This is a genomic window from Chloroflexota bacterium (assembly GCA_026706485.1).
In the GTDB taxonomy this organism is placed as follows: Bacteria; Chloroflexota; UBA11872; order UBA11872; family UBA11872; genus JAJECS01.
The window spans coordinates 1-18,446 of sequence record JAPOYR010000013.1 but is presented as its reverse complement, the minus strand read 5'-3'; the positions used below and the strand labels follow the sequence as shown (position 1 = coordinate 18,446).

Sequence of the window (18,446 nt, the reverse complement as noted above, 5' to 3'; positions counted from 1 at the left end):
GCTAGTAGTTCGCGCTGCGGCCGCCGTCGACGTTGAGCACGGCGCCGCTGATGAAGTCGGCCGCTTGCGAGGCGAGAAAGACCGCGGCGGCGGCGACTTCGTCCGGCTGGGCCACGCGGCGGCGCGCGGTGGTCGCGATCACCGGATCGATGCGCGCCGGGTCGGCGAGGAACTCCGCCTCCATGTCCGTGTCGATCATCCCCGGCGCGATCGCCACGCAGCGGATGTTGTCCAGCGCCCAATCGCGATCGGCGCTGCGGGTGAAGCTCTCCAGCGCCGCCTTGCTGGCGCCGTAGACGTTGGGCGAACCTTTCTCCGCGGCAACCGAGCTGATGTTGATGACCACGCCGCCGCCGCCCGCCCGCATGAGCGGTCGCGCCGCCTGCATGGCGAACACGACGGCCCGCAGGTTGACGTCGAGCACCAGTTGGAATTGCTCCGGCGTGAGGTCGTCGACGGTCGCATGGAAGTAGACCCCCGCGTTGTTCACCAGGATGTCCAGGCCGCCCAAGGCTTCGGCCGCTTTGGCGACGGCCTTTTCGACGGCCGCCACGTCGCGCACGTCGAGCGGCAGCACGACCGCGCGGCGGCCGCGCGATTCGACCGCCGCGGCAACCGTTTCGAGGTCGGGCACCGTGCGCGCGGCAAGCGCCACGTCCGCGCCCGCCTCCGCGAAGGCCTCGGCAATGGACCGCCCGATTCCACGGCTGGCGCCGGTGACCAGCGCGCGGCGGCCGTCAAGCCGAAAGCCGTCAAGAAGAGACATCTGCCGCTCCATGGCGCCGTGCGGGTCCAGCCTAGCTTGAATGCCACTCAGACCGTGGGGAGCGAACCCCATCTGTCGGGCAAGATGGAAACGCCGTCCGACGAGTCGGAGAACTACCAATGTTCATCGGAGTCCACTCACTGATCTTCACCAAGGACGCCGAGGCCGCGCGGGCCTTCTTTCGCGACGTGCTCGAGTTCCCCTGGGTCAACGCCGGCGACGGATGGCTAGTCTTCGCGCTGCCGCCCACGGAGGTCGGGCTGCATCCGGAGGATGGCGACCGCGACCACGAGTTGCACCTGCTGTGCGACGACCTTCATGCCACAGTGGCGAGGCTGCAAGCCAAGGGCGTCAAGCTGGTCGAGCCGATCCATGAGGAAGAGTGGGGCATTGCGACTCGGATCGAGGTTCCGGGCGACGCCTGGATCGGCATCTACCAGCCGAAGCATCCGCTCGTGATCGAACCGGTGGGGTAGGCGGCGGGCCATCGGGCACAACTAGGCTCCGTTCGCCCTGAGCGCAGTCGAAGGGCGCCGTCCATGGTTCGACAGGCTCACCACGAACGGCGGCCGGTCCCACGCTGCACGCAGCGCGGGCCACCGGGCGCCGAGCACTCGCGCCTCTCTCTTGTCATTTCGAGCGAAGCGAGAAATCTAGGGAGCAGGGAGAAGGCACAACGTCCTTAGATTCCTCACTGCGTTCGGAATGACATTTCCGGTGTCTCACGGCGTACGGACTTGGGCGGCGAAACGACCTCAGCCTCCGCCGGCCTTGCCCGTCTGCTGCTCGAACATGGCCCTGGCTTCGGCAACCGTGGTGGCGTCGGTGGGGTCCTTGTCCTCGCGCACGAAGTTCAGCACGCGCGGGAAGCGCAGCGCCATGCCCTGCTGGGTCTCGCTGCGACCGGCGGTGTGGGTGGGGCTCAGGGTGATTTCGTCGGCCAGCACCTCGACCACATGGGTGGGCGTGCTCCACACGTCCGGCGTCACGTGTGAGTCCACGGATGCCGGTTGCTCGGGCACCGCGTGCGCGTCCAGCATCTCGCGAATGCGGACCCATTCCTCGTCCGAGTATCCGGTGCCGATGCGCGCGATGGTCTTGAAGGTCTCGCTTTCCGGATCCCACACCGCGCTTAGCAGCGCCCCGATGCCCCAGGCGGCGCGCTTGCCGCGACCGCGCCAGTAGCCGATCAGCACGCAGTCGAGCGTGTCGTTGAGCGCCGCCGAGTAGCTGCGCTTGAGCTTGATCCAATTGAAGTTGCGCTTGCCCGCCTCGTAGGGCGCGTCCAGCCGCTTGGCGAGCACGCCTTCGAGGCCCGCGTCCACCTGCGCGCCGAAGAATCGATCGATGGCTTCCGGATCCTCGGTTTCGAGCACGTCCGACACCACGATGCCGTCGCCGGGTGCGATCAGCGCTTGCAGCCGCTGGCGGCGCTCGTTGAATGGGAGCGTGGTCACGTCTTCGCCGTCGTAGAGCACGTCGAACGCCTGCACGGTGAGGGGCATGGTGGCCGCCGCTTCTTCGATTCCGTGCTTGCGCTTGCGTGACACGGTGACCTGGAACGGCAGAAACTCTCCGCTGTCCGGGTCCACGCCCATCGCTTCGCCCTCGAAGATCGCCTGGTCGGCGCGCACCTGCGCCAGCACGGATTCCGTGACCTCGGGAAACATACCCGTCATGTCCTCCAGGTTGCGGCTGTAGATGCTGACTGTGGTCCCGTCGCGGTGAATCTGCACCCGAAAGCCGTCGTACTTGGCCTCCACCGCCGCGCGCCCGATCTTCTCGACGATTTCGGCGCCGCTGGAGAGACGCTCGGCCTGGGCCATGCGCACGGGATAGCCCACGCGCACGTCAACCGCTTCCATGGCGGCGCGACCTTCGGCGACGTAGTCGTGGGCGACCAATCCCAGGTCGCTGGTCAGGTTGTAGGCGCGCTCGATCACCTTGCGCTCGGATTTGTCACCCACCTTGGCCACTGAGAGCGCGTCCATCACCGTGGGATCGCCCACTCCAAGTCGCAGGCGACCCAGCGGAATCCGCGGCAGGTAGCGATTCGAGCGCGCGTCCAGCTCCTGGAGGATGGCGGCGATGCCCTGCACCTTGCGCTCCTGGGATCCCGGTCCCTCGGCCTCGGCCACTTCGCGCAGCCGAGCGAATACCTCGCCCACCGAAAGGTCGCCGCCCTCGTGGCTCGTCAGCCGCTCCGCCGCCGTGCCGAGATCGCCCGTCTCTCGCGACACGGACTCGACCTCCGCGTGGTCCCGGTCGAACGCCTGCGCCAGCGCCTCGATCATGAGGCGTCCGGCGACGCCGAATTCGAGATCGACGAACTTCGGCACCAGGCGGCCTTGAATCAGATAGGTCACCTGGGCCGCTTCATCCGGCCCAACAGTGCCGTAAACCTCCGCCAGGATGTCGATCATGGCGTTGCGCGCGCTGATCTCATCCAGGCGCTCGAAGATGACGGCAAGCTCGCGGAAGGTCATGTCAGCGGCGGCTCTCGCCGACCTGCGTTCGGTGTGACACCCAGGCCTGAACGTCGGCAAGACTGGCGAAGGCATGGTAAGGAATGCCCTCGGCCCGGCAATGAGCCGCGAGGCTATCCTTGGCGAAGACCACGTCGGCCTCGGTCACCGCACAACGGTCCGAGTAGCCGTCTCCCACATACACCGCACGACGCCCGCGCGCCTTTGCCCGCCGCACCGGCAGGGCCTTGCACATGCCGCAGTGCCCGCAGCCGTCCTGCTCGTAGGGAAACTCGAGCACGATGGCGCCGCGGCGCACCTCGAGACGATTCGAGTCCACCGGCAGATCGGCCAGACCGGCTGCCGCAAGCATTCGGCTGATATAGAAGCCGAAACCGTCGCTCGCGATTTGCACTTCGGCGCCGTCACTCTGAAGGCCGCGCGCCAACGCCGGAAAGGCGGGATCGACCGCCTGCCGGTCGATGAGCCGGTGCATGGCCCTGAGGTCGGGATCCACCAGATCGAACTGGGCGCGGGCCCGCACGCTGGTGGGAATCTCGCGCCGGATCCAACGGTCGTCGATGACCCTCCACTCCGGGGTTGCCAGCGCATCGAAGATGACGTGGCCCATGTCCGCCGGGCTCACCGTGCCGTCGAAGTCGAAGATGAAGGTCCACCCGGCAAACGCGCTGCTCAGTTGAGGGCCTCCAGGTTGGCCATGTTGACCGCCAGGTGCTTGAGGCCTTCGGTTTCGAACATGACCGTCACCTCTTCGTCAAAGCGCGTGACCTTGCCGGCCACGACCAGGCCGTCGCCAAACACGCGATGCCGCACCTTCTGGCCGTCCCGGAACGTGCGCTCCGTCGGCGCCTGCGGCTCGGCCTGCGAGGTCACCAGTCCGGCGGACGGAATGCCCGGCTGCTCGTTCAGGCGGCGCTCATACACCAAATGCTCCTGCGGAATGTCGTTCAGAAAGCGCGAAGGAAAGCGCACCGGCGTCCCCCACCCCGACCGAAACCGCGCATAGGACATGAAGAGGCGGTCCTGCGCCCGGGTGATGCCGACATAGGCGAGACGCCGCTCTTCCTCCATCTGGTCCGGGTCGTCCTGGGACCTGATGTGAGGAAATAGCTCCTCCTCCATACCCGTCATGAACACCACGCCAAACTCCAATCCCTTCGCGGCGTGATAGGTAAGCATGGTGATGGCCTCGGATTGCTCGGCCAGGTTGTCGACCTCGGAGACGAGCGCTGCTTCGTAGAGGAAGCGCTGCAAGCCTTCGCGGGGCTGAAACTCGTCATATTTGCCGGCGGCCGCCGCCAGTTCGACTACGTTCTCCCAACGCTCTTCCGGGCGGTCCGGGTCGTTGTCCAGCACGTCGTCGTAGCCGGTTTCTTGCACCACCGCGTTGATGAGGCTACCCACCGGAAGCTCGGATGCGAGCGCATCGAGCTTCCGCATGACGCGACCCAGTTCCGTCAGCGCGCGGCGGGCCCGGCCGCGCAGCGGCGCCTCCGCTTGCACGGCATCGGGCGCGTCGGCCTGCTGCGCGAGCCAGCGCACCAGCTCGCCGGGCGCCAGACCCGTCTGCTCGGACCACGCGCGGAGAGTCTTCAGCGTGGTGGCGCCGATCCCGCGTCGAGGCACATTGGCGATGCGCTCGAAGCTCAGCAGGTCGCGCGGATTGGCCACCGCGCGCAGGTACGCCAACACGTCGCGAACTTCCTTGCGGCTGTAGAACTCCGTCGCGCCGACCAGCTGGTAGGGCACGCCCAGGCGCACGAAGAGCTCCTCGAAGGCCCGGGACTGCGCGTTCGTGCGGTACATGATGGCGATATCGCGCCGGGCCACCTGGTGATTCGTGGTCAGCTTGCGCACGACCTCCAGGACCTGCTGCGCCTCGTCGTCCTCGTCAAGGGCCTCGATGACGCCCAACGCGTCGCCGTCGTCCCGATCGGTCCACAGCGTCTTCGGCGCGCGCGTGGCGAGCTTCGAGATCACCTGGTTCGCCGCCGCGAGAATTCGCTTCGTCGAGCGATAGTTGCGCTCCAGCCGAACCACCGACGCCGCCGGAAACTGCTGCTCGAATTCCAGGATGTTGCGAATGTCGGCGCCCCGCCACGAGTAGATGCTCTGGTCGTCGTCGCCGACCACGCACACATTGCCGTGACCGGCGGCCAGCTCACGAACGAAGTAGTACTGGGCGCGGTTCGTGTCCTGGTATTCGTCAACCAGGATGAAGCGGAAGCGGTCGTGGTAGGCGGTTCGCGCATCCGGCGACTCGCGCAGTATCCGGACCGCGTAGGCAATCATGTCGCCGAAGTCGACCGCCTGCGCGTTCCGCAGGATGCGCTGGTAGCGGTGATAGATGCTGGCGGTCGTTTCCTGAAAGAACCCGTCGGCGCGCTCCGCGTATTCGTGCGGCGTTGCCAGCTCGTCCTTGGCGCGGGAGATCTCGTTTCGCACGGCCTGCGGGCTGATGGTGTTCAGCGGCATGCCCAGGTCCGTCATGGCCTGCTTGACGGCCCGAAGCTGATCGGTCGCGTCGTAGATCGAGAAATCCGACTCCCACCCGATGCGGTGAAAGTCTCGGCGCAAAATCCGCAGGCACTGGCCGTGAAAGGTCCCGACGTTGACGCCGCCCGCCGAGACCCCAACCAGGTCGATGATGCGTTCACGCATCTCGTTGGCCGCCTTGTTGGTGAACGTGACCGCCAGGATGTGCCAGGGGGCCACGCCGTGCGTGATGAGCTTGGCCACGCGATGCGTGATGACGCGCGTCTTGCCGGTGCCGGCGCCGGCAAAGACGAGCAGCGGGCCGACCAGGTGCTCCACCGCCGTCCGCTGCTGCGGATTCAGTCCGTCAGTCGACGGCTCGTTGGGGTCTGAACGCTCGTCGGGGTGCGGCGGCCGCTGCATGTCCAATTCTACGAATCGAGGGCTGTTTGCCCGGGGATGAGCGCGCGGCGCTCGTCATCCGGCTCCGCGGGGCCGGACTTGCACCTCGACCTCGATGTGGCTCTCGCCGCCGCCGCGAAAGATGCCGCTCGTCGGTGCCACGTCGCGATAGTCGCGTCCGACCGCCAGCCGGATATGCCCAAGACCGGCCGGGCGGTCGTTGGTGGCGTCAAAGCCCACCCACCCAAGCTTGGGCAGCAGACACTCGACCCAGGCATGGCTCGCTGACTGCGGCGCGTCGCCCCCGTCGGGATCGTCGATATGAAGATAGCCGGACACGTACCGCGTCGGCACGCCCCAGGAACGCGCGATGGCGATCATGGCATGGGCGTAGTCCTGGCAGACGCCGCGGCTCGTTTCCAGGATGTGGTCGACCGGCGATATCGCCGTCGTGCTTCCCGGCACGTAGTCAAGGTTTCGGTAGAGCAGATTCGACAGCCGTTGCACGGCGTGGAGCGGATCCTCCGCCGGTTCAATGCCGAGTCGATCCGTGAAGGCCGAGAGGGCCGGCGAGGGCCGGGTCAGCACGCTGGGCCGGGTGAAGTCCCAGAGCGTGAAGGAGTCCTGCCACCCACCAATCTCCTCCCAGGCGTCCGCACCAAGCGATTCCGGAAGCGGGGGCGCCGGCGTCTGTTCAACCGTGGCACGGGCAGTGATCGCGAGGGCGCGGTGCTCCCGGTGGACGTTGAGCACGCGCTTGGTGTTGCCGAAGCTGTCCGCCTCGGCGTTCATGGGGGCCGGGGGGTCGGTTTCGATGTCGAAGCGCAGCAGGCGCTGGCCGGCGTCCTGCCGTGGCTCGAGGCACAGCGACATCACGCATCCGCTGACGGGCGAGGAGTAGCGGTAGCGAGTGACGTGCTCGATGTCGTAGGCGGCCGGGCCAGCCATCGGATCAGTTCGAGGGAGCGTCTTCGATCTCATAGTCGAAATACGCCGCCGTCACCCGATCGTGAAGCTCGTAGCAGTGCGTACGCACCTGCTCTAGGAGCGCCCGGCAGTCGTCATGGTCGGGCCACTGGTAGTGGATCACGCCGCCGATTCGACCGGCCAGGCGCTGCAGCGCGCCGCTGGACGCCGGGTCGGGACCCGGGCCGATCGCAGCGATTTCCTCCGCGGCACGGTCGATCGATCGGCCCAGCGAGTCCGGCAGACGCGGGTCAGTGACGAGCAGGTCCAGCACCTGGCGCGGCTGCACGGCGACGCTGTAGCGGCGGTTGTAGACCTCGAACGCGTGGCAGAGGCGCAGCAAGCCGGTCCAGTCCACGTCGGAGGCCTCTTCGACATGCTGCCCGGCATCGAGCTGCGCCAAGAGCAGTGCGGCAAGGAGTTGCGCCCGTTCCACAAATCGACCGAGCTCCATGAAGCGCCAGCCTTCGCCGCGGTACATCGTGGCCGCGGCCACGCCCACGAAGGTGTCGATCTGCGCCACCGTGTCGGCGTAGAAGCTCTCGGGCGAGACCGCCCAAATGTCCGGCATCTCCAACTGCTGCAGGCGCAGGTAGGCCAGATTCAACTGGGTCCACATCGGCGTGCTGATGGATTGACGAATCTGGCGGGCATTTTCCCGGCCCTGGTCGAAACAGCTCCACACCGAGTCGGGATTGGAGCGCTCGAAGGTCAAGTCGCCGGCCAGGGTGTAGGAGTCGGCCAGGGTGTAGTCGTCGCTGCCGAGCAGCTCGATTCGCCCCGCCGGCGGATCACGATTGACGCTGGCATAGATCCGACTCCAGCCGAAGTGAATCTCTCGAGTGGGTCGGTCGACCAGCGACTCCGTTTGCAGCTGCAGCAACCGGCAGAGTCGCCGGGCGCGCTCCAGGTAGCGGCTCATCCAGTAGAGACCCTGAGCGCTGCGCACCAACATGCGATTCAGACCAAATTCGCCGCGATGAAGTCACCGCAGCCGGCCGGCGCCCGCCGCTGCGTGCGACGGGCGCCCAACCGGGCTAGTCCTCGTCGAACTCCTCCGGCATGAGGACGAATTCTGGGTAGGCCTCGATTCCCAACTCGCCGGCGTCCTGGCCCAGTTGCTCGACTTGGCGCGACACGCGGACCTTGATCGTCAGGTCTATGAGGCGCCACACGAGGTAAGAAACCACGAACACGAAGGCGCCAACCGCCAGCACGCCGACGACCTGCACGCCGAAGCTGGCACCACCGGCAATTGCCGCGGCCAAGGTTCCCCAAATGCCGGCGAAGAGGTGGGCGGGAACGGCCCCGACCACATCGTCCAGCTTGAGCTTCTCTAGCAGCTTGAGCCCGAGAGTGCACAGAATCGCGCCAATGGCGCCGATGATGATGGCCCAGTAGTGATCCACGATATCAGGGCCCGCGGTAATCGAAACCAGCCCCGCGATCGCGCCGTTGAGTCCGACGAAGAGGTCCGTGCGCCCCATGATCGAGCGTGAGATCGCGATGGCGGCCACGACGCCCGCCGCCGCCGCCAAGTTGGTGTTGACGAGCACGTGGCTCATGGCGACCGCGTCGAAGGCACTACCCAAGGCCAGCTGCGAGCCGCCGTTGAATCCAAACCATCCGAGCCAAAGGATAAACACGCCGAGCGTGACGACCAGGATGTTCGACGGCGGCGTGGGTCGGGCGGTGCCATCCTTGCGGAACTTGCCCAGCCGCGGCCCGACGACCAGGATTCCGGCAAGAGCCGCCCAGCCGCCCACACTGTGGACGATGGTCGAGCCGGCGAAGTCCTGGAATCCCATCTCGGACAGCCAGCCCCCGCCCCAGGTCCATGCCCCGACGATGGGGTAGATGAACGCCGTGAGCAGGAGCGTGAACAGAAAGAACGACCACATCTTGACCCGTTCGGCCAGCGCGCCCGACACGATTGACGCGGCGGTGGCCACGAAGACCATCTGGAAGAACCAGTCGGACATCGAGGAGTAGCCGTTGGCGACGACGCTGGAGAGCGCGGCGTCATCTCCGCCCAGCAGATCGAGCTCGGCGCTCGACGGTCCGTAGAGGAAGTTAAACGAACCGATCACCGAGCCGACATCCACGTACATGAGGTTGTAGCCGATGATGAAGTACGCGAGGCCGGCGATGGAGTAGATGCCGATGTTCTTGAGGCAGATCATGGAGGCGTTCTTGGTGCGCACCGACCCGGACTCCAGCATGGTGAAGCCGGCGCACATGAACATCACCAGGGCTCCCCAAATCAGGAACGCAAACGTGTTGAAGACAAAGGTCGCCTCTTCCGACACCGCGGCGCGTGCCACGTTGGGTATCAACAGCGGGATGGCGAGTGCCAACAGCAGAATGAGGACGAGGCGTCGCGGAAACGGTCTGGTCATGGAACTCACGACAGCACGCATGGCGGTCCTTCGGCTAGGGACGGCTGGCGGGGCGAGTGTAGTTATTGCTACTGAATATTTCTAACGGCACTGTTGGACTGCGACCTCAGTTTGCCTGGTCGTTGAGTACCCAAAGGTCTTTTCCGCCGCCGCCTTGGCTGGAGTTCACCACCAGGCTGCCCCGGCGCAGGGCCACGCGGCAGAACGCCCCGGGAACGATGCGCGTCTGGCGGCCATTGAGCACGAAGGGCCGAAGGTCGACGTGCCGCGGTTCGAAGCGGCCGTCGATGAGACACGGCGCGCGGGAAAGCGCGAGCACCGGCTGCGCGATGAAATCCGCCGGATTGGCCCGCAGCTCTTCCGCATAGGCCGCGCGCTCCGCGGGTGTCGCGTGAGGACCCACGAGCATGCCGTAGCCCCCAGACTCGCCCACGCGCTTGACGACCAGGTTCTCCAGGTTGTCGAGCGTGTACTCGAGGCTCTCCGGACGGCGGCAGAGGTGCGTTTCAACGTTCGCCAGGATCGGCTCGTCCCCCAGGTAGTAGCGAATCATGTCGGGCACGTAGGCGTAGACACTCTTGTCGTCCGCAACGCCGGTTCCGGGCGCATTCACCAGGGAAACGCTGCCGCGCTTGCAAGCGTGCAGCAGCCCGGGCACGCCGAGCAACGAGTCCGGCCGGAAGACCAGCGGATCGAGGAAATCGTCGTCAATGCGCCGGTAGATCACGTCGACCCGACGCAGCCCGGCGGTCGTGCGCATATAGACGGTGCCGTCGTTGACGACCAGGTCGCGACCCTCCACCAGCTCCGCGCCGATTTCCCCCGCCAAGAACATGTGCTCGTAGAAGGCCGCGTTGTAGACCCCGGGCGTCAGCAGGGCAATGCAGGGGTCGGAGCGACCGGAGGGCGCCAGTTCACGCAGCGTCGTCTGCAGCAGGCGCCCATAGTGCTCCACCTCGCGCACCCTGGCGCCGCGATAGATCCGCCGCAAGCCAGACTTGATCACCTTGCGATTGGCAATCATGTAGGAAACGCCGGACGGGACGCGCAGGTTGTCTTCGAGCACATGAAACCCGTCGTTGGTCCGCACGATGTCGGTGCCGCAGATTCCCACCCAGACGCCGTGCGGCGGTGAGAAGCCGCGCATTTCAATGCGGTATTGCGGGCAGCCGCGGATGACGTCCGCGGGGATCACCCCGTCGGCGACGATTCGGGCCTCGTTGTAGACGTCTTGCAGGAATCGATTGAGGGCGGTGAGCCGCTGCGCGAGGCCCGACTCGATCAGCCGCCAATCGGCGCCGGAAAGCAGCCGCGGCAGGCAATCGATGGGAATGATTCGCTCCTGGGCTTCGGCCTCGCCATAGACCGTGAACGAAATGCCCTCATGCGAAAAGGAGCGGGTCGCGCGTTCCTGGACGCCGCTGAGTTCCTCGGAGGACATTCGGCGCAGGGCGTCGTAGAGCGGCCGGCAGTGGTCTCGGGGGGCGCCGTCGGGCAACAGCATCTCGTCGTAGACGGCCGGATCGAGTTCGTAGGTGTCGAAATCCACGATGACGCCTTATCCGTGACGCAGACCCGATGAGCCACGGTCGGTGCGGATCCACGGCCACTCTCTCATCTTGCCACTCCGTCGGGCTGCGATGCTTGGGCCGGTCGCGCCTACCAGGCCAACCCGACGGCGGTGGTCAGGAACTCCATGAAGGGCGACGCCGTGCGGCATGCGTCCGCATAGCGTTCGATGAAGTCGGGCGACGTGGCGTCCTCCTGCGTGAAGTCCGTCGACGCTACGAAGTCCTTGCGCTTCAGGTCGTCGATTTGCGGATGGCCGGCGTCGTAGCCTCGCGGAGGCCGCTTGAGCGACTCACCTTCCAGCGCAAACGCCTCGGCAAATCCCTTGTCCGAGATTGCCTCCGTCCACTTCGTCGGGTGGGCCACGATGGCATCCCGAATCTTGGTCAGCGTCTCCGAGGCCGGGCGCCAAATCCCCACACCCGCGTAGACCTCCCCCGGCGCCAGGTGCAGATAGAAGCCTGGGCCGTGAACTTCGCGGCCCGTCTCGTGGCGGAAGTGCAGCGCGGCGTGAGTCTTGTAGGGGCTCTTGTCCTTTGAGAACCGAACGTCGCGGTAGATGCGAAAGATCGAGCCGCCATGTGTGCGCGGATCCGCCACGAAGTGCGGGCTGATATCCGGCAGGTAGGCGCCGAAATCGGCCACGAAGTCCGCCATCGGCCGCAGCACGACGGATTGGTATCTCACCTTCTGCGCCTGAAACCAATCCCGATTGTTGTTCAACCGCAGCTCGTACAAGAACTCGAACAGCTCGTCGCTGAAGTGCGCGTGTGTCATCGAAGGCTCGCCTCCCACCATGGTCTTCGTGCGTCGTCTCCTGGGCCGGACGCTTGCAATCGACGCGCGCATTCAACCGCCAGACACCGACTGGTGCGTGTCGGCGAGCCTATACGGATGTCGCCTCGGTCGCGGCGCCGTCTCCATCGGCGGCTCCGGCCAGCGCGGCCGCCGGCGGTTCCAAGGGCAGCTCAACGATCATCTCGGTGCCTTCGCCCGGCTCGGATTCGACCCGGATATTGCCCCCGTGCTGACGCACGATATCGCTGGATATGGCAAGACCGAGCCCGGTGCCCTGGTCAGTCGGTTTGGTCGTAAAGAACGGGTTGAAGATTTTGTCGATGATGTCGGCAGGCATTCCCATGCCGTTGTCTTTGATCCGGACCTCAATGTGCTCGTCGCCACGGCGGGTCACGAGCCACAGCGTGGGGAAGTAGCGCTCGCCGTCGGCGTCGGCGCCGCTGCGGCGTTTCTCGTCGGTGGCGTAGCAGGCGTTGCTCACCATGTTGAGGAACACCCGGCCGAGATCCTGCGGCACGACCTCGAGTTCGCCGACCTCCGGGTCCATGTCTTGCTTCAGGTCGAGCTGGAATTCCGTGTCCGTCGCCCGCGCGCTGTGATAGGCGAGCCGCGCGTGTTCGTCGAGCAGCCGGTTGATATCCGTGGCCTGCCGGTCGCCCGAGCCCCGGCCCATCATCAACATGTCGTGGACGATGTGATTGGCCCTTTCGCCGTGGGATCGAATGCGCCCGAGATTGTCGGTGAGGTCGCCGGCGATTTCATCGATGTATTCGCGTTGGTCCTCGCTAATGCTCTCGGCTTCTTCTTCAAGCACCTCTTTCAACTCCACGATGAGCTCCTCGGACACTTCCGAGAAGTTCTTGACGAAGTTCAGCGGGTTCTTGATCTCGTGGGCCACGCCGGCGGTCAATTCACCCAGCGCCGCCAGCTTCTGCTGCGAGACGATTTGGTCCTGGGCGCGTTGCAGGTCGCCGAGCGCCGTTTCGAGCTGATCGTTCTTGCTCTGGAGCTCGTTGGCCAGCTTTTCCACCAGGTTCAGGCGCTGAATCTCCAGCGCGTGCTGCCGAAATACCTCGAGGGCGGCCGCCATTTCCGCAATCTCATCGCGACCGCTGAGTTCCACGGTCGTCTCCAGGTCGCCGCCGGCGAGGCGCCGCATCCAGTCGGAGAGCCGCTGCAGCCGGCTCGAAATGAAGCGACCGACGAAGAGCCAAGCAATTAGAACGGCGCCGGTGACGCTGACCGCACTAATGGCCAGCAGGAGGACGCGGCCGGTGAAGATCGCCTGCGTTGACGCGCCAGTGGCTTCCTCGACACTGGCCTGGGCGGCGCTCACCAGTCCATTGACCTCCGCGATCAGATCAACCGTGATCTCCTGGTTGCTTGCCAGAAGATCGCGCTGTCGAGCAACCAACTCCAGCTCGGCGGCAAGGAGATCGAAGCCAGTCTCCCCGCCGATGCCAAGCTCGAGCAGTTGGTCGAAGACCGGCGCAACTTCGGCGCGCAGCGCGTCCGATTCAAGCGCCGCCAGGTTGCGCTGGATGCGGCGGGCGGCAGCCTCGAAACGCTCGCGCAACGCTTCCAGCAAGGCGGGCTCCGACAGAATCGAGGCGGAGGCCAGCAGCTGCTCGGCGATGCTGGCATCGGCTTGCATCTCAGCCAAGCGCCGATAGCTGCTGAATTCGGTTTCCGAGAAGTGCTCATTTCGCGGCGCCGGCGGCTCGCCCAGGTTGCGATAGCCCGTCATGGCGTAGAAAAACTGGTCGTCGATGGCGGGAATGACGACGCTATCCAGACGGAAGCGCAGGTCGGCAAGCTCGAGTCGCAGGGCGGCGCTGCGCTGGGTGAGGTCGAAGTAGTAGGCCATATCCGCCTCGATGGACTCGATGTTGGCGATCAAGGAGTCGGCGTGGGCGCGAATCCGCTGGACGCGCTCATCTTCGGCGGCGCCGCGCTCGAGCACGGCCAGCTGCGCCTCGAGTGCGCCATAGGCCTCGTCGATGCTGACGGCGACGCGCGCCACGTCGTCGAGTGTGGGGGACGTGGTGAGCCGCGGGGCGGCCGCAACGAGCGTGCTGCTGTAGTCGGCCACGCCGAAGGCGGCAGCCAGCTCGGGCACGCTGCCCTCGTTGACGCGGCTCTGCTCGTCACCGACTCGATTAAAGGAAAACCAGCCGACCAATCCCGCGGCGACCGTCAGCGCGACGGCGCCCCAGATGCCAAGGAGCAATTGGGTGGAGATTCGATAGCGGCTTGCCAGGCGGCGCTGGATCCACGCGTTCATCGGGGCACGTCCCGCAGCGTTTCGGCCGGGTGATAGTTGGCGTCAGGGCCGAGGACGGTGAGAAACACCTGGTCCGAGCCTTGATTGTCGCCGGCGCCGTAGCTCAGAGGAAAGCCCTCGATGTCGTAGGGCTCGGAGCTGCGGAAGCTTTCGAACAGGCACGCTCGGCTCACGTTGCGGCCGCAGCGTTCGAGCCCCGCAACCGCCAGCCGTCCCGCCAGATAGCCTTCGAAGGACACGAAGCCGGGAATGGCGTCGGGATCGTAGTCCGCGAGCGCTCGGTGATAGGCCCGGACAACCGGCAGGGAATCATCCGTTGGGAAGGGGACGACCTGGGTCACGAAGACGCCGGCCCCGCCCGCGCCCAGCTCCTCGGCCAGCGCGTTGCTGCCGACGAATGACACGGTCATGAAGATGGGATCGAAGCCGGTCTCACGTCCCCAGGCGATCATGGCGGCGACGGGCTGATAGGCCCCAATGATGATCACCGCTTCAGGGTTGCCTTGGCGAAGGTCGAGCAGCGCCCGCTTTACGGCGGTGGTGTTGCGCGTGTAGATGCCGAGCGCGGCCATCTCCATGCCGCGGCGTTCCAGCGCCAGCCGCACCCCGTTGAATCCGGCCAGGCCGTAGGAGTCGTCCTGGTAGAGCACGGCGATGCGCGTCACCCCCAGGTCGGTGGTGAGGCGATTCACCATCTCCTCGGTTTCCTGGTAGTACGACGCGCGCATGTTGATTACGTTGTCCAAGGTTGCGGCGTCGCGCAGGAATTCAGCGCCGGTGAAGGGTCCGATATAGGGCACCCCGGCGGCTTTCGCCACCGGAGTTGCCGAGCGGGATGTCGGCGTGCCCACGGCGCCGATGAGCGCAAAGACGTTTTGCTCGTTGATGAGCTCAAGCGTGTTGGTGGCGGCAGCCTCCGGTTCGTATGAGTCGTCGAGCCAGGTCAAGTCAATCTGGCGTCCATGAACGCCGCCCTGCTGGTTCGCTTCGTGAAACGCGGCCAATATGCCGAGCCGCATATTGAGACCCAGCTCCTGGGCAGGCCCGCGGAACGCCGCCGATTGGCCGAAGAGAATGCGGTCGCCGGAGACGCCGGGCTCCCCGGCCGGCACGGCCGCGGTACCTGGCCCGGTTTCAGGCGTCGCCTCGCTCGTCGGACGCTGAACGTCGTCCGAGGACGTTGTGGGGTCGCAGCCGGCGAGCACCACCCCGAGCAAGAGCGCGGCGATGCCCAGAATTCCGGTGAGGGTCGCGCGTGCCACTCGCGTACGCGTTGCCGGTCGGCGCGTCACGCGGGTTCCGCGCGGCCGAACCAAGGCGACGGGTTGGCTGCAATTCCGATCAGCGCCCCGGTCGGCCCGGCGCGAGGTTGGCGTGCTGGTTGAGGAGTCCGACATCGTCAATTCGGCGGTGAGTCGACAGTGCCCCGCCCGCGTGCGTCGTTCGCGTCAGACCGGCCGAGTATCGCTGCTCCAGTCAACGTCGATCATCTGCGCGACACGAGGGTGAGGTGATTCTTGCCGTCCTCGCGCCGATAGTGCATCTCATCCATCATCTCGCGCACAAAGTAGATGCCGAGCCCGCCGATCGGTCGATCTTCAATCGCCGCGCCCACATCGGGCTGCTTGGCGTCATGCAGCGGATCGAATGGCCGGCCATCGTCGACGATCTCGATTGTCAGCGTATCGTCCTCGGAGGTGAGCGTGATATCGAATTCGTGAAGCCCCGCGTCATAGCCGTGATTCATGATGTTCATGCCCAGCTCCTCGAGCGCCAGGTTCACGCGAAAGACGAGGTCCGGCGGCCATTCCTCCTGCTCGCCGAAGTCCTCCACGGCGGCGGTGATTCGCGCCAGCTCCTCGGCCTGTGTCTTAACCGTGAGCGACAACCGGGCGCTCATGACGCAGCCTCACGAGGTCGGAATACCAGGCAGGTGACGTCGTCGGACTGCGGCGTATCGCCGGCGAACGCCTGAACGGCTTCGAACACGGTCCGATTGGCCTGCTGAGAGTCTTGAGGGGGGCTTGCGGCAAAGGTCTCCTGAAGCCGCTCGACCCCAAACTCCTCGCCGTCCGCGTTCATGGCCTCGGTCACGCCGTCGGTATAGAGCACCACGGTGTCATCGAGGGCCAGGGTCACGGCCCCCTGGTCGTACGGCAACTCCGGCACCACGCCCAGGGCAACGCCGCCGGTAAGGGGCAGCTCGGTCGAACTGCCGTCGGCGTGCACCACGAGCGGAGTGTTGTGACCGCCGTTCGCATAGATGAATTCTCGGGTCGCCGGGTCATACACGCCGTAGAGGACCGTGACGAACATCGCGGACTCGTTGCTCTCGTTCAGCAAGTCATTGACCTCGCGCAGCACCTCGCCTGGGCCTTCGTGGCCAATGGCCGCGCCCTTCAGCAGCGTACGCGTCGACATCATGAATAGCGCGGCCGGCACGCCCTTGTCCGAAACGTCCGCCACGGCCAGACCGATTCGACCGTCATCCAGTTGCAGCAGGTCATAGAAGTCCCCGCCAACGTTACGCGCCGGCGCCATGTTGGCGAAGACTTCGTAGTCGTCGCGCACGGGAAATTTCCTGGGGAGGATTGACTGCTGCATCTTGCTCGCGACGTCGAGCTCGTTTTGCAGCGAGACCAGCTTGTCACGGGCCGCCAACGCGGCACGCCATTCGTTCATGTGCTGCAGCGTCCGATCAATCGTCACTTGCAAATCGTTAAAGTCGACCGGCTTGGTCACAAAGTCGAACGCACCGCGATTCATCGCGGTGCGGATGTTCTTCATGTCGCCGTAGGCGGAAATGATCACCGAGCGGATGTTGGGATTGACCTTGGGAATCTGGTCAAGCAGCGTCAACCCGTCCATCTGCGGCATGTTGATGTCCGAGAGGACCATGTCGATTTCGTCGTCCTCGTTCAGACGCTCGAGCGCCTCCACTCCGTTGTGGGCAAAGACAAACTCGTATTTGCCACGCCGGATACTGCGACGCATACGCTGCAGCACGAGCGGCTCGAGGTCCGGCTCGTCGTCGACGACGAGGATTTTGCATGGGCGATCCGTCATGCCCAATTCCCGATCTGACTACCTTGCACTACCAATGCGGTTTCGGATGAACGCGCCCGGAGAAGCGCGACGATCAATCAGGCGGTGACGGCGGCGATTGCCTCGGCCTGCGTCGAATGAACGGGGATGATCTGATCGAACCCGCTGATCTTGAACACTTCGAGGATTGAACCCGCCAGCGAGCAGACGGCGAACTGCTTGTCTTGCTTGCGGAGCTCCTTGGCGGCCAGCAGGACGACCCGAAGACCGGCACTGCTGATGTAGGACAACTGCTCGAAGTCGAGGATCACGGCGCTTTCGCTCGCCTTGATCACGGCTTCCAGCGCTTCCTGAAACTCATGGGCATTGGCACCGTCGACGCGGCCGTCGACCGTGGCAACAATTGCGCCGTCGTGCGATTCCCAATTCGTGTTCATTCCCTCTGATCCTATCCGGGTGGCCTGGAAGAGCGTTCGCCGCGACCCTTTCCACTGGGTGTCCACGTCCATCGAGGTAGTCCCCTTCTCCTCAAGCTTCCGTCAAGCACTCGCCGCGCCCGGTATGTCGACCGCCCTCCGACCCAACGAGATGCCCGACCGGTCAGCCTGAGTCCGCCAACGGATAACGGCCTGCGATGCTCAAACATCTAAAATGACGCCTCTCCGCCAGCCTGCGCGGATGGTAGCACTTCACCCATCCGTTTCGAGGGTCATCACACGGGCGCAGGGAACCGTCTACGGTTGCTCCATGGCCGCAATGCGGCGAGTGACTTCATCCATGTCGACATCCTCGACGTGGCTGGCAATGGTCCAGTGGTTGCCCCAGGGATCCACGACGCGGGCGGCGCGGTCGCCGTAAAACTGGTCGGCGGGCTCGGCCAGGGAGGTCGCGCCAGCCCTCATCGCCTGGGCATAGGCGCTGTCCACATCCTCGACATAGAGGTGAAGCTTCGACGAGCCAGCCGGAAACTCCGGCGGCATGGCGTCGGACAGCATCAGCACCGCGCCATCGATCTCCACCTCGGCATGGCCGATGCCGCCCTGAGGCATCGCGAGACGCATCCGCTCGGCCGCTCCGAACGCCCGCGTGAGAAAATCGATCAGCGCAGCCGCATTCTCAACGATCAGGTAGGGCGTAATCGCGGTGTAGCCGTCGGGGATGGGCTTCACGCCGGACATCGGGGCTCCTTCTGGCTGGTGAATGGTGGGCCAGAGCGTACCGAACTACGAACGTTCCGGTGGGAGCTCGACCTGTAA

At 65.4% G+C, this 18,446-nt stretch carries 16 protein-coding genes; 1 reads left to right on the top strand and 15 read right to left on the bottom strand.

Translation table 11 applies throughout. The features are described from left to right. Nucleotide 1: 1 nt before the first annotated feature. Entirely contained in the window at nucleotides 2-766 is a 765-nt protein-coding gene (locus OXG79_13645) for an SDR family NAD(P)-dependent oxidoreductase (GenBank protein ID MCY3784806.1), read from the bottom strand. 119 nt (nucleotides 767-885) lie between these two features. Here OXG79_13645 and OXG79_13640 point away from each other — a divergent pair, with 119 nt between their 5' ends. Further along, nucleotides 886-1,242, top strand: coding sequence for an extradiol dioxygenase (locus OXG79_13640; GenBank protein MCY3784805.1), 357 nt, complete (start codon nucleotides 886-888; stop codon nucleotides 1,240-1,242). A gap of 279 nt (nucleotides 1,243-1,521) precedes the next feature. Here the strand turns inward: OXG79_13640 and OXG79_13635 are convergent, their stop codons facing one another. The 14 genes from OXG79_13635 to OXG79_13570 all read right to left on the bottom strand — a co-directional run bounded on the left by OXG79_13635 (nucleotide 1,522) and on the right by OXG79_13570 (nucleotide 18,368). Next, the gene (locus OXG79_13635; GenBank protein ID MCY3784804.1) at nucleotides 1,522-3,252 is read right to left on the bottom strand and encodes an ATP-dependent DNA ligase; all 1,731 of its coding nucleotides are present in this window, start codon (nucleotides 3,250-3,252) and stop codon (nucleotides 1,522-1,524) included. A gap of 1 nt (nucleotide 3,253) precedes the next feature. Continuing rightward, a complete protein-coding gene (locus OXG79_13630; GenBank protein MCY3784803.1) occupies nucleotides 3,254-3,898 on the bottom strand; it encodes an MtnX-like HAD-IB family phosphatase in 645 nt (214 codons plus the stop codon). 26 nt (nucleotides 3,899-3,924) lie between these two features. Further along, complete coding sequence (locus OXG79_13625) at nucleotides 3,925-6,150, bottom strand: UvrD-helicase domain-containing protein (protein MCY3784802.1); 2,226 nt, start codon at nucleotides 6,148-6,150, stop codon at nucleotides 3,925-3,927. Between the two features lie 54 nt (nucleotides 6,151-6,204). Continuing rightward, on the bottom strand, nucleotides 6,205-7,077 hold the full coding sequence (locus OXG79_13620) for a transglutaminase family protein (protein ID MCY3784801.1): 873 nt from the start codon (nucleotides 7,075-7,077) through the stop codon (nucleotides 6,205-6,207). A 4-nt stretch (nucleotides 7,078-7,081) separates the two neighbouring features. Then, nucleotides 7,082-8,050, bottom strand: a complete 969-nt coding sequence (locus tag OXG79_13615; protein ID MCY3784800.1) for an alpha-E domain-containing protein — start codon at nucleotides 8,048-8,050, stop codon at nucleotides 7,082-7,084. A gap of 82 nt (nucleotides 8,051-8,132) precedes the next feature. Then, nucleotides 8,133-9,494, bottom strand: coding sequence for an ammonium transporter (locus OXG79_13610; GenBank protein MCY3784799.1), 1,362 nt, complete (start codon nucleotides 9,492-9,494; stop codon nucleotides 8,133-8,135). Nucleotides 9,495-9,600: 106 nt separating this feature from the next. Continuing rightward, on the bottom strand, nucleotides 9,601-10,998 hold the full coding sequence (locus tag OXG79_13605) for a circularly permuted type 2 ATP-grasp protein (GenBank protein ID MCY3784798.1): 1,398 nt from the start codon (nucleotides 10,996-10,998) through the stop codon (nucleotides 9,601-9,603). Nucleotides 10,999-11,153: 155 nt separating this feature from the next. Next, nucleotides 11,154-11,840 (bottom strand): DUF2461 domain-containing protein, encoded by a 687-nt coding sequence (locus tag OXG79_13600; GenBank protein ID MCY3784797.1) that lies wholly within the window; start codon nucleotides 11,838-11,840, stop codon nucleotides 11,154-11,156. Between the two features lie 109 nt (nucleotides 11,841-11,949). Continuing rightward, nucleotides 11,950-14,145, bottom strand: a complete 2,196-nt coding sequence (locus OXG79_13595; protein ID MCY3784796.1) for an ATP-binding protein — start codon at nucleotides 14,143-14,145, stop codon at nucleotides 11,950-11,952. Beyond that, nucleotides 14,142-15,407, bottom strand: a complete 1,266-nt coding sequence (locus OXG79_13590; protein MCY3784795.1) for an ABC transporter substrate-binding protein — start codon at nucleotides 15,405-15,407, stop codon at nucleotides 14,142-14,144. Before OXG79_13590 ends, OXG79_13595 begins: the two co-directional genes overlap by 4 nt. Nucleotides 15,408-15,631: 224 nt before the next feature. Beyond that, entirely contained in the window at nucleotides 15,632-16,045 is a 414-nt protein-coding gene (locus OXG79_13585; protein ID MCY3784794.1) for an ATP-binding protein, read from the bottom strand. Continuing rightward, entirely contained in the window at nucleotides 16,042-17,211 is a 1,170-nt protein-coding gene (locus OXG79_13580) for a SpoIIE family protein phosphatase (GenBank protein ID MCY3784793.1), read from the bottom strand. Before OXG79_13580 ends, OXG79_13585 begins: the two co-directional genes overlap by 4 nt. A gap of 77 nt (nucleotides 17,212-17,288) precedes the next feature. Then, nucleotides 17,289-17,699, bottom strand: coding sequence for an STAS domain-containing protein (locus tag OXG79_13575; GenBank protein MCY3784792.1), 411 nt, complete (start codon nucleotides 17,697-17,699; stop codon nucleotides 17,289-17,291). 225 nt (nucleotides 17,700-17,924) lie between these two features. Beyond that, on the bottom strand, nucleotides 17,925-18,368 hold the full coding sequence (locus tag OXG79_13570) for a VOC family protein (protein ID MCY3784791.1): 444 nt from the start codon (nucleotides 18,366-18,368) through the stop codon (nucleotides 17,925-17,927). Nucleotides 18,369-18,446 lie beyond the last annotated feature (78 nt).

Bases quoted from the DNA above. Each gene is read 5' to 3' on its own strand.
- OXG79_13635 (MCY3784804.1), bottom strand. From the start codon at position 3,252: ATGACCTTCCGCGAGCTTGCCGTCATCTTCGAGCGCCTGGATGAGATC.
- OXG79_13570 (MCY3784791.1), bottom strand. From the start codon at position 18,368: ATGTCCGGCGTGAAGCCCATCCCCGACGGCTACACCGCGATTACGCCC.
- OXG79_13620 (MCY3784801.1), bottom strand. From the start codon at position 7,077: ATGGCTGGCCCGGCCGCCTACGACATCGAGCACGTCACTCGCTACCGC.
- OXG79_13575 (MCY3784792.1), bottom strand. From the start codon at position 17,699: ATGGACGTGGACACCCAGTGGAAAGGGTCGCGGCGAACGCTCTTCCAG.
- OXG79_13605 (MCY3784798.1), bottom strand. From the start codon at position 10,998: ATGCTGTTGCCCGACGGCGCCCCCCGAGACCACTGCCGGCCGCTCTAC.
- OXG79_13610 (MCY3784799.1), bottom strand. From the start codon at position 9,494: ATGACCAGACCGTTTCCGCGACGCCTCGTCCTCATTCTGCTGTTGGCA.
- OXG79_13580 (MCY3784793.1), bottom strand. From the start codon at position 17,211: ATGACGGATCGCCCATGCAAAATCCTCGTCGTCGACGACGAGCCGGAC.
- OXG79_13600 (MCY3784797.1), bottom strand. From the start codon at position 11,840: ATGACACACGCGCACTTCAGCGACGAGCTGTTCGAGTTCTTGTACGAG.
- OXG79_13585 (MCY3784794.1), bottom strand. From the start codon at position 16,045: ATGAGCGCCCGGTTGTCGCTCACGGTTAAGACACAGGCCGAGGAGCTG.
- OXG79_13595 (MCY3784796.1), bottom strand. From the start codon at position 14,145: ATGAACGCGTGGATCCAGCGCCGCCTGGCAAGCCGCTATCGAATCTCC.
- OXG79_13640 (MCY3784805.1), top strand. From the start codon at position 886: ATGTTCATCGGAGTCCACTCACTGATCTTCACCAAGGACGCCGAGGCC.
- OXG79_13615 (MCY3784800.1), bottom strand. From the start codon at position 8,050: ATGTTGGTGCGCAGCGCTCAGGGTCTCTACTGGATGAGCCGCTACCTG.
- OXG79_13645 (MCY3784806.1), bottom strand. From the start codon at position 766: ATGTCTCTTCTTGACGGCTTTCGGCTTGACGGCCGCCGCGCGCTGGTC.
- OXG79_13625 (MCY3784802.1), bottom strand. From the start codon at position 6,150: ATGCAGCGGCCGCCGCACCCCGACGAGCGTTCAGACCCCAACGAGCCG.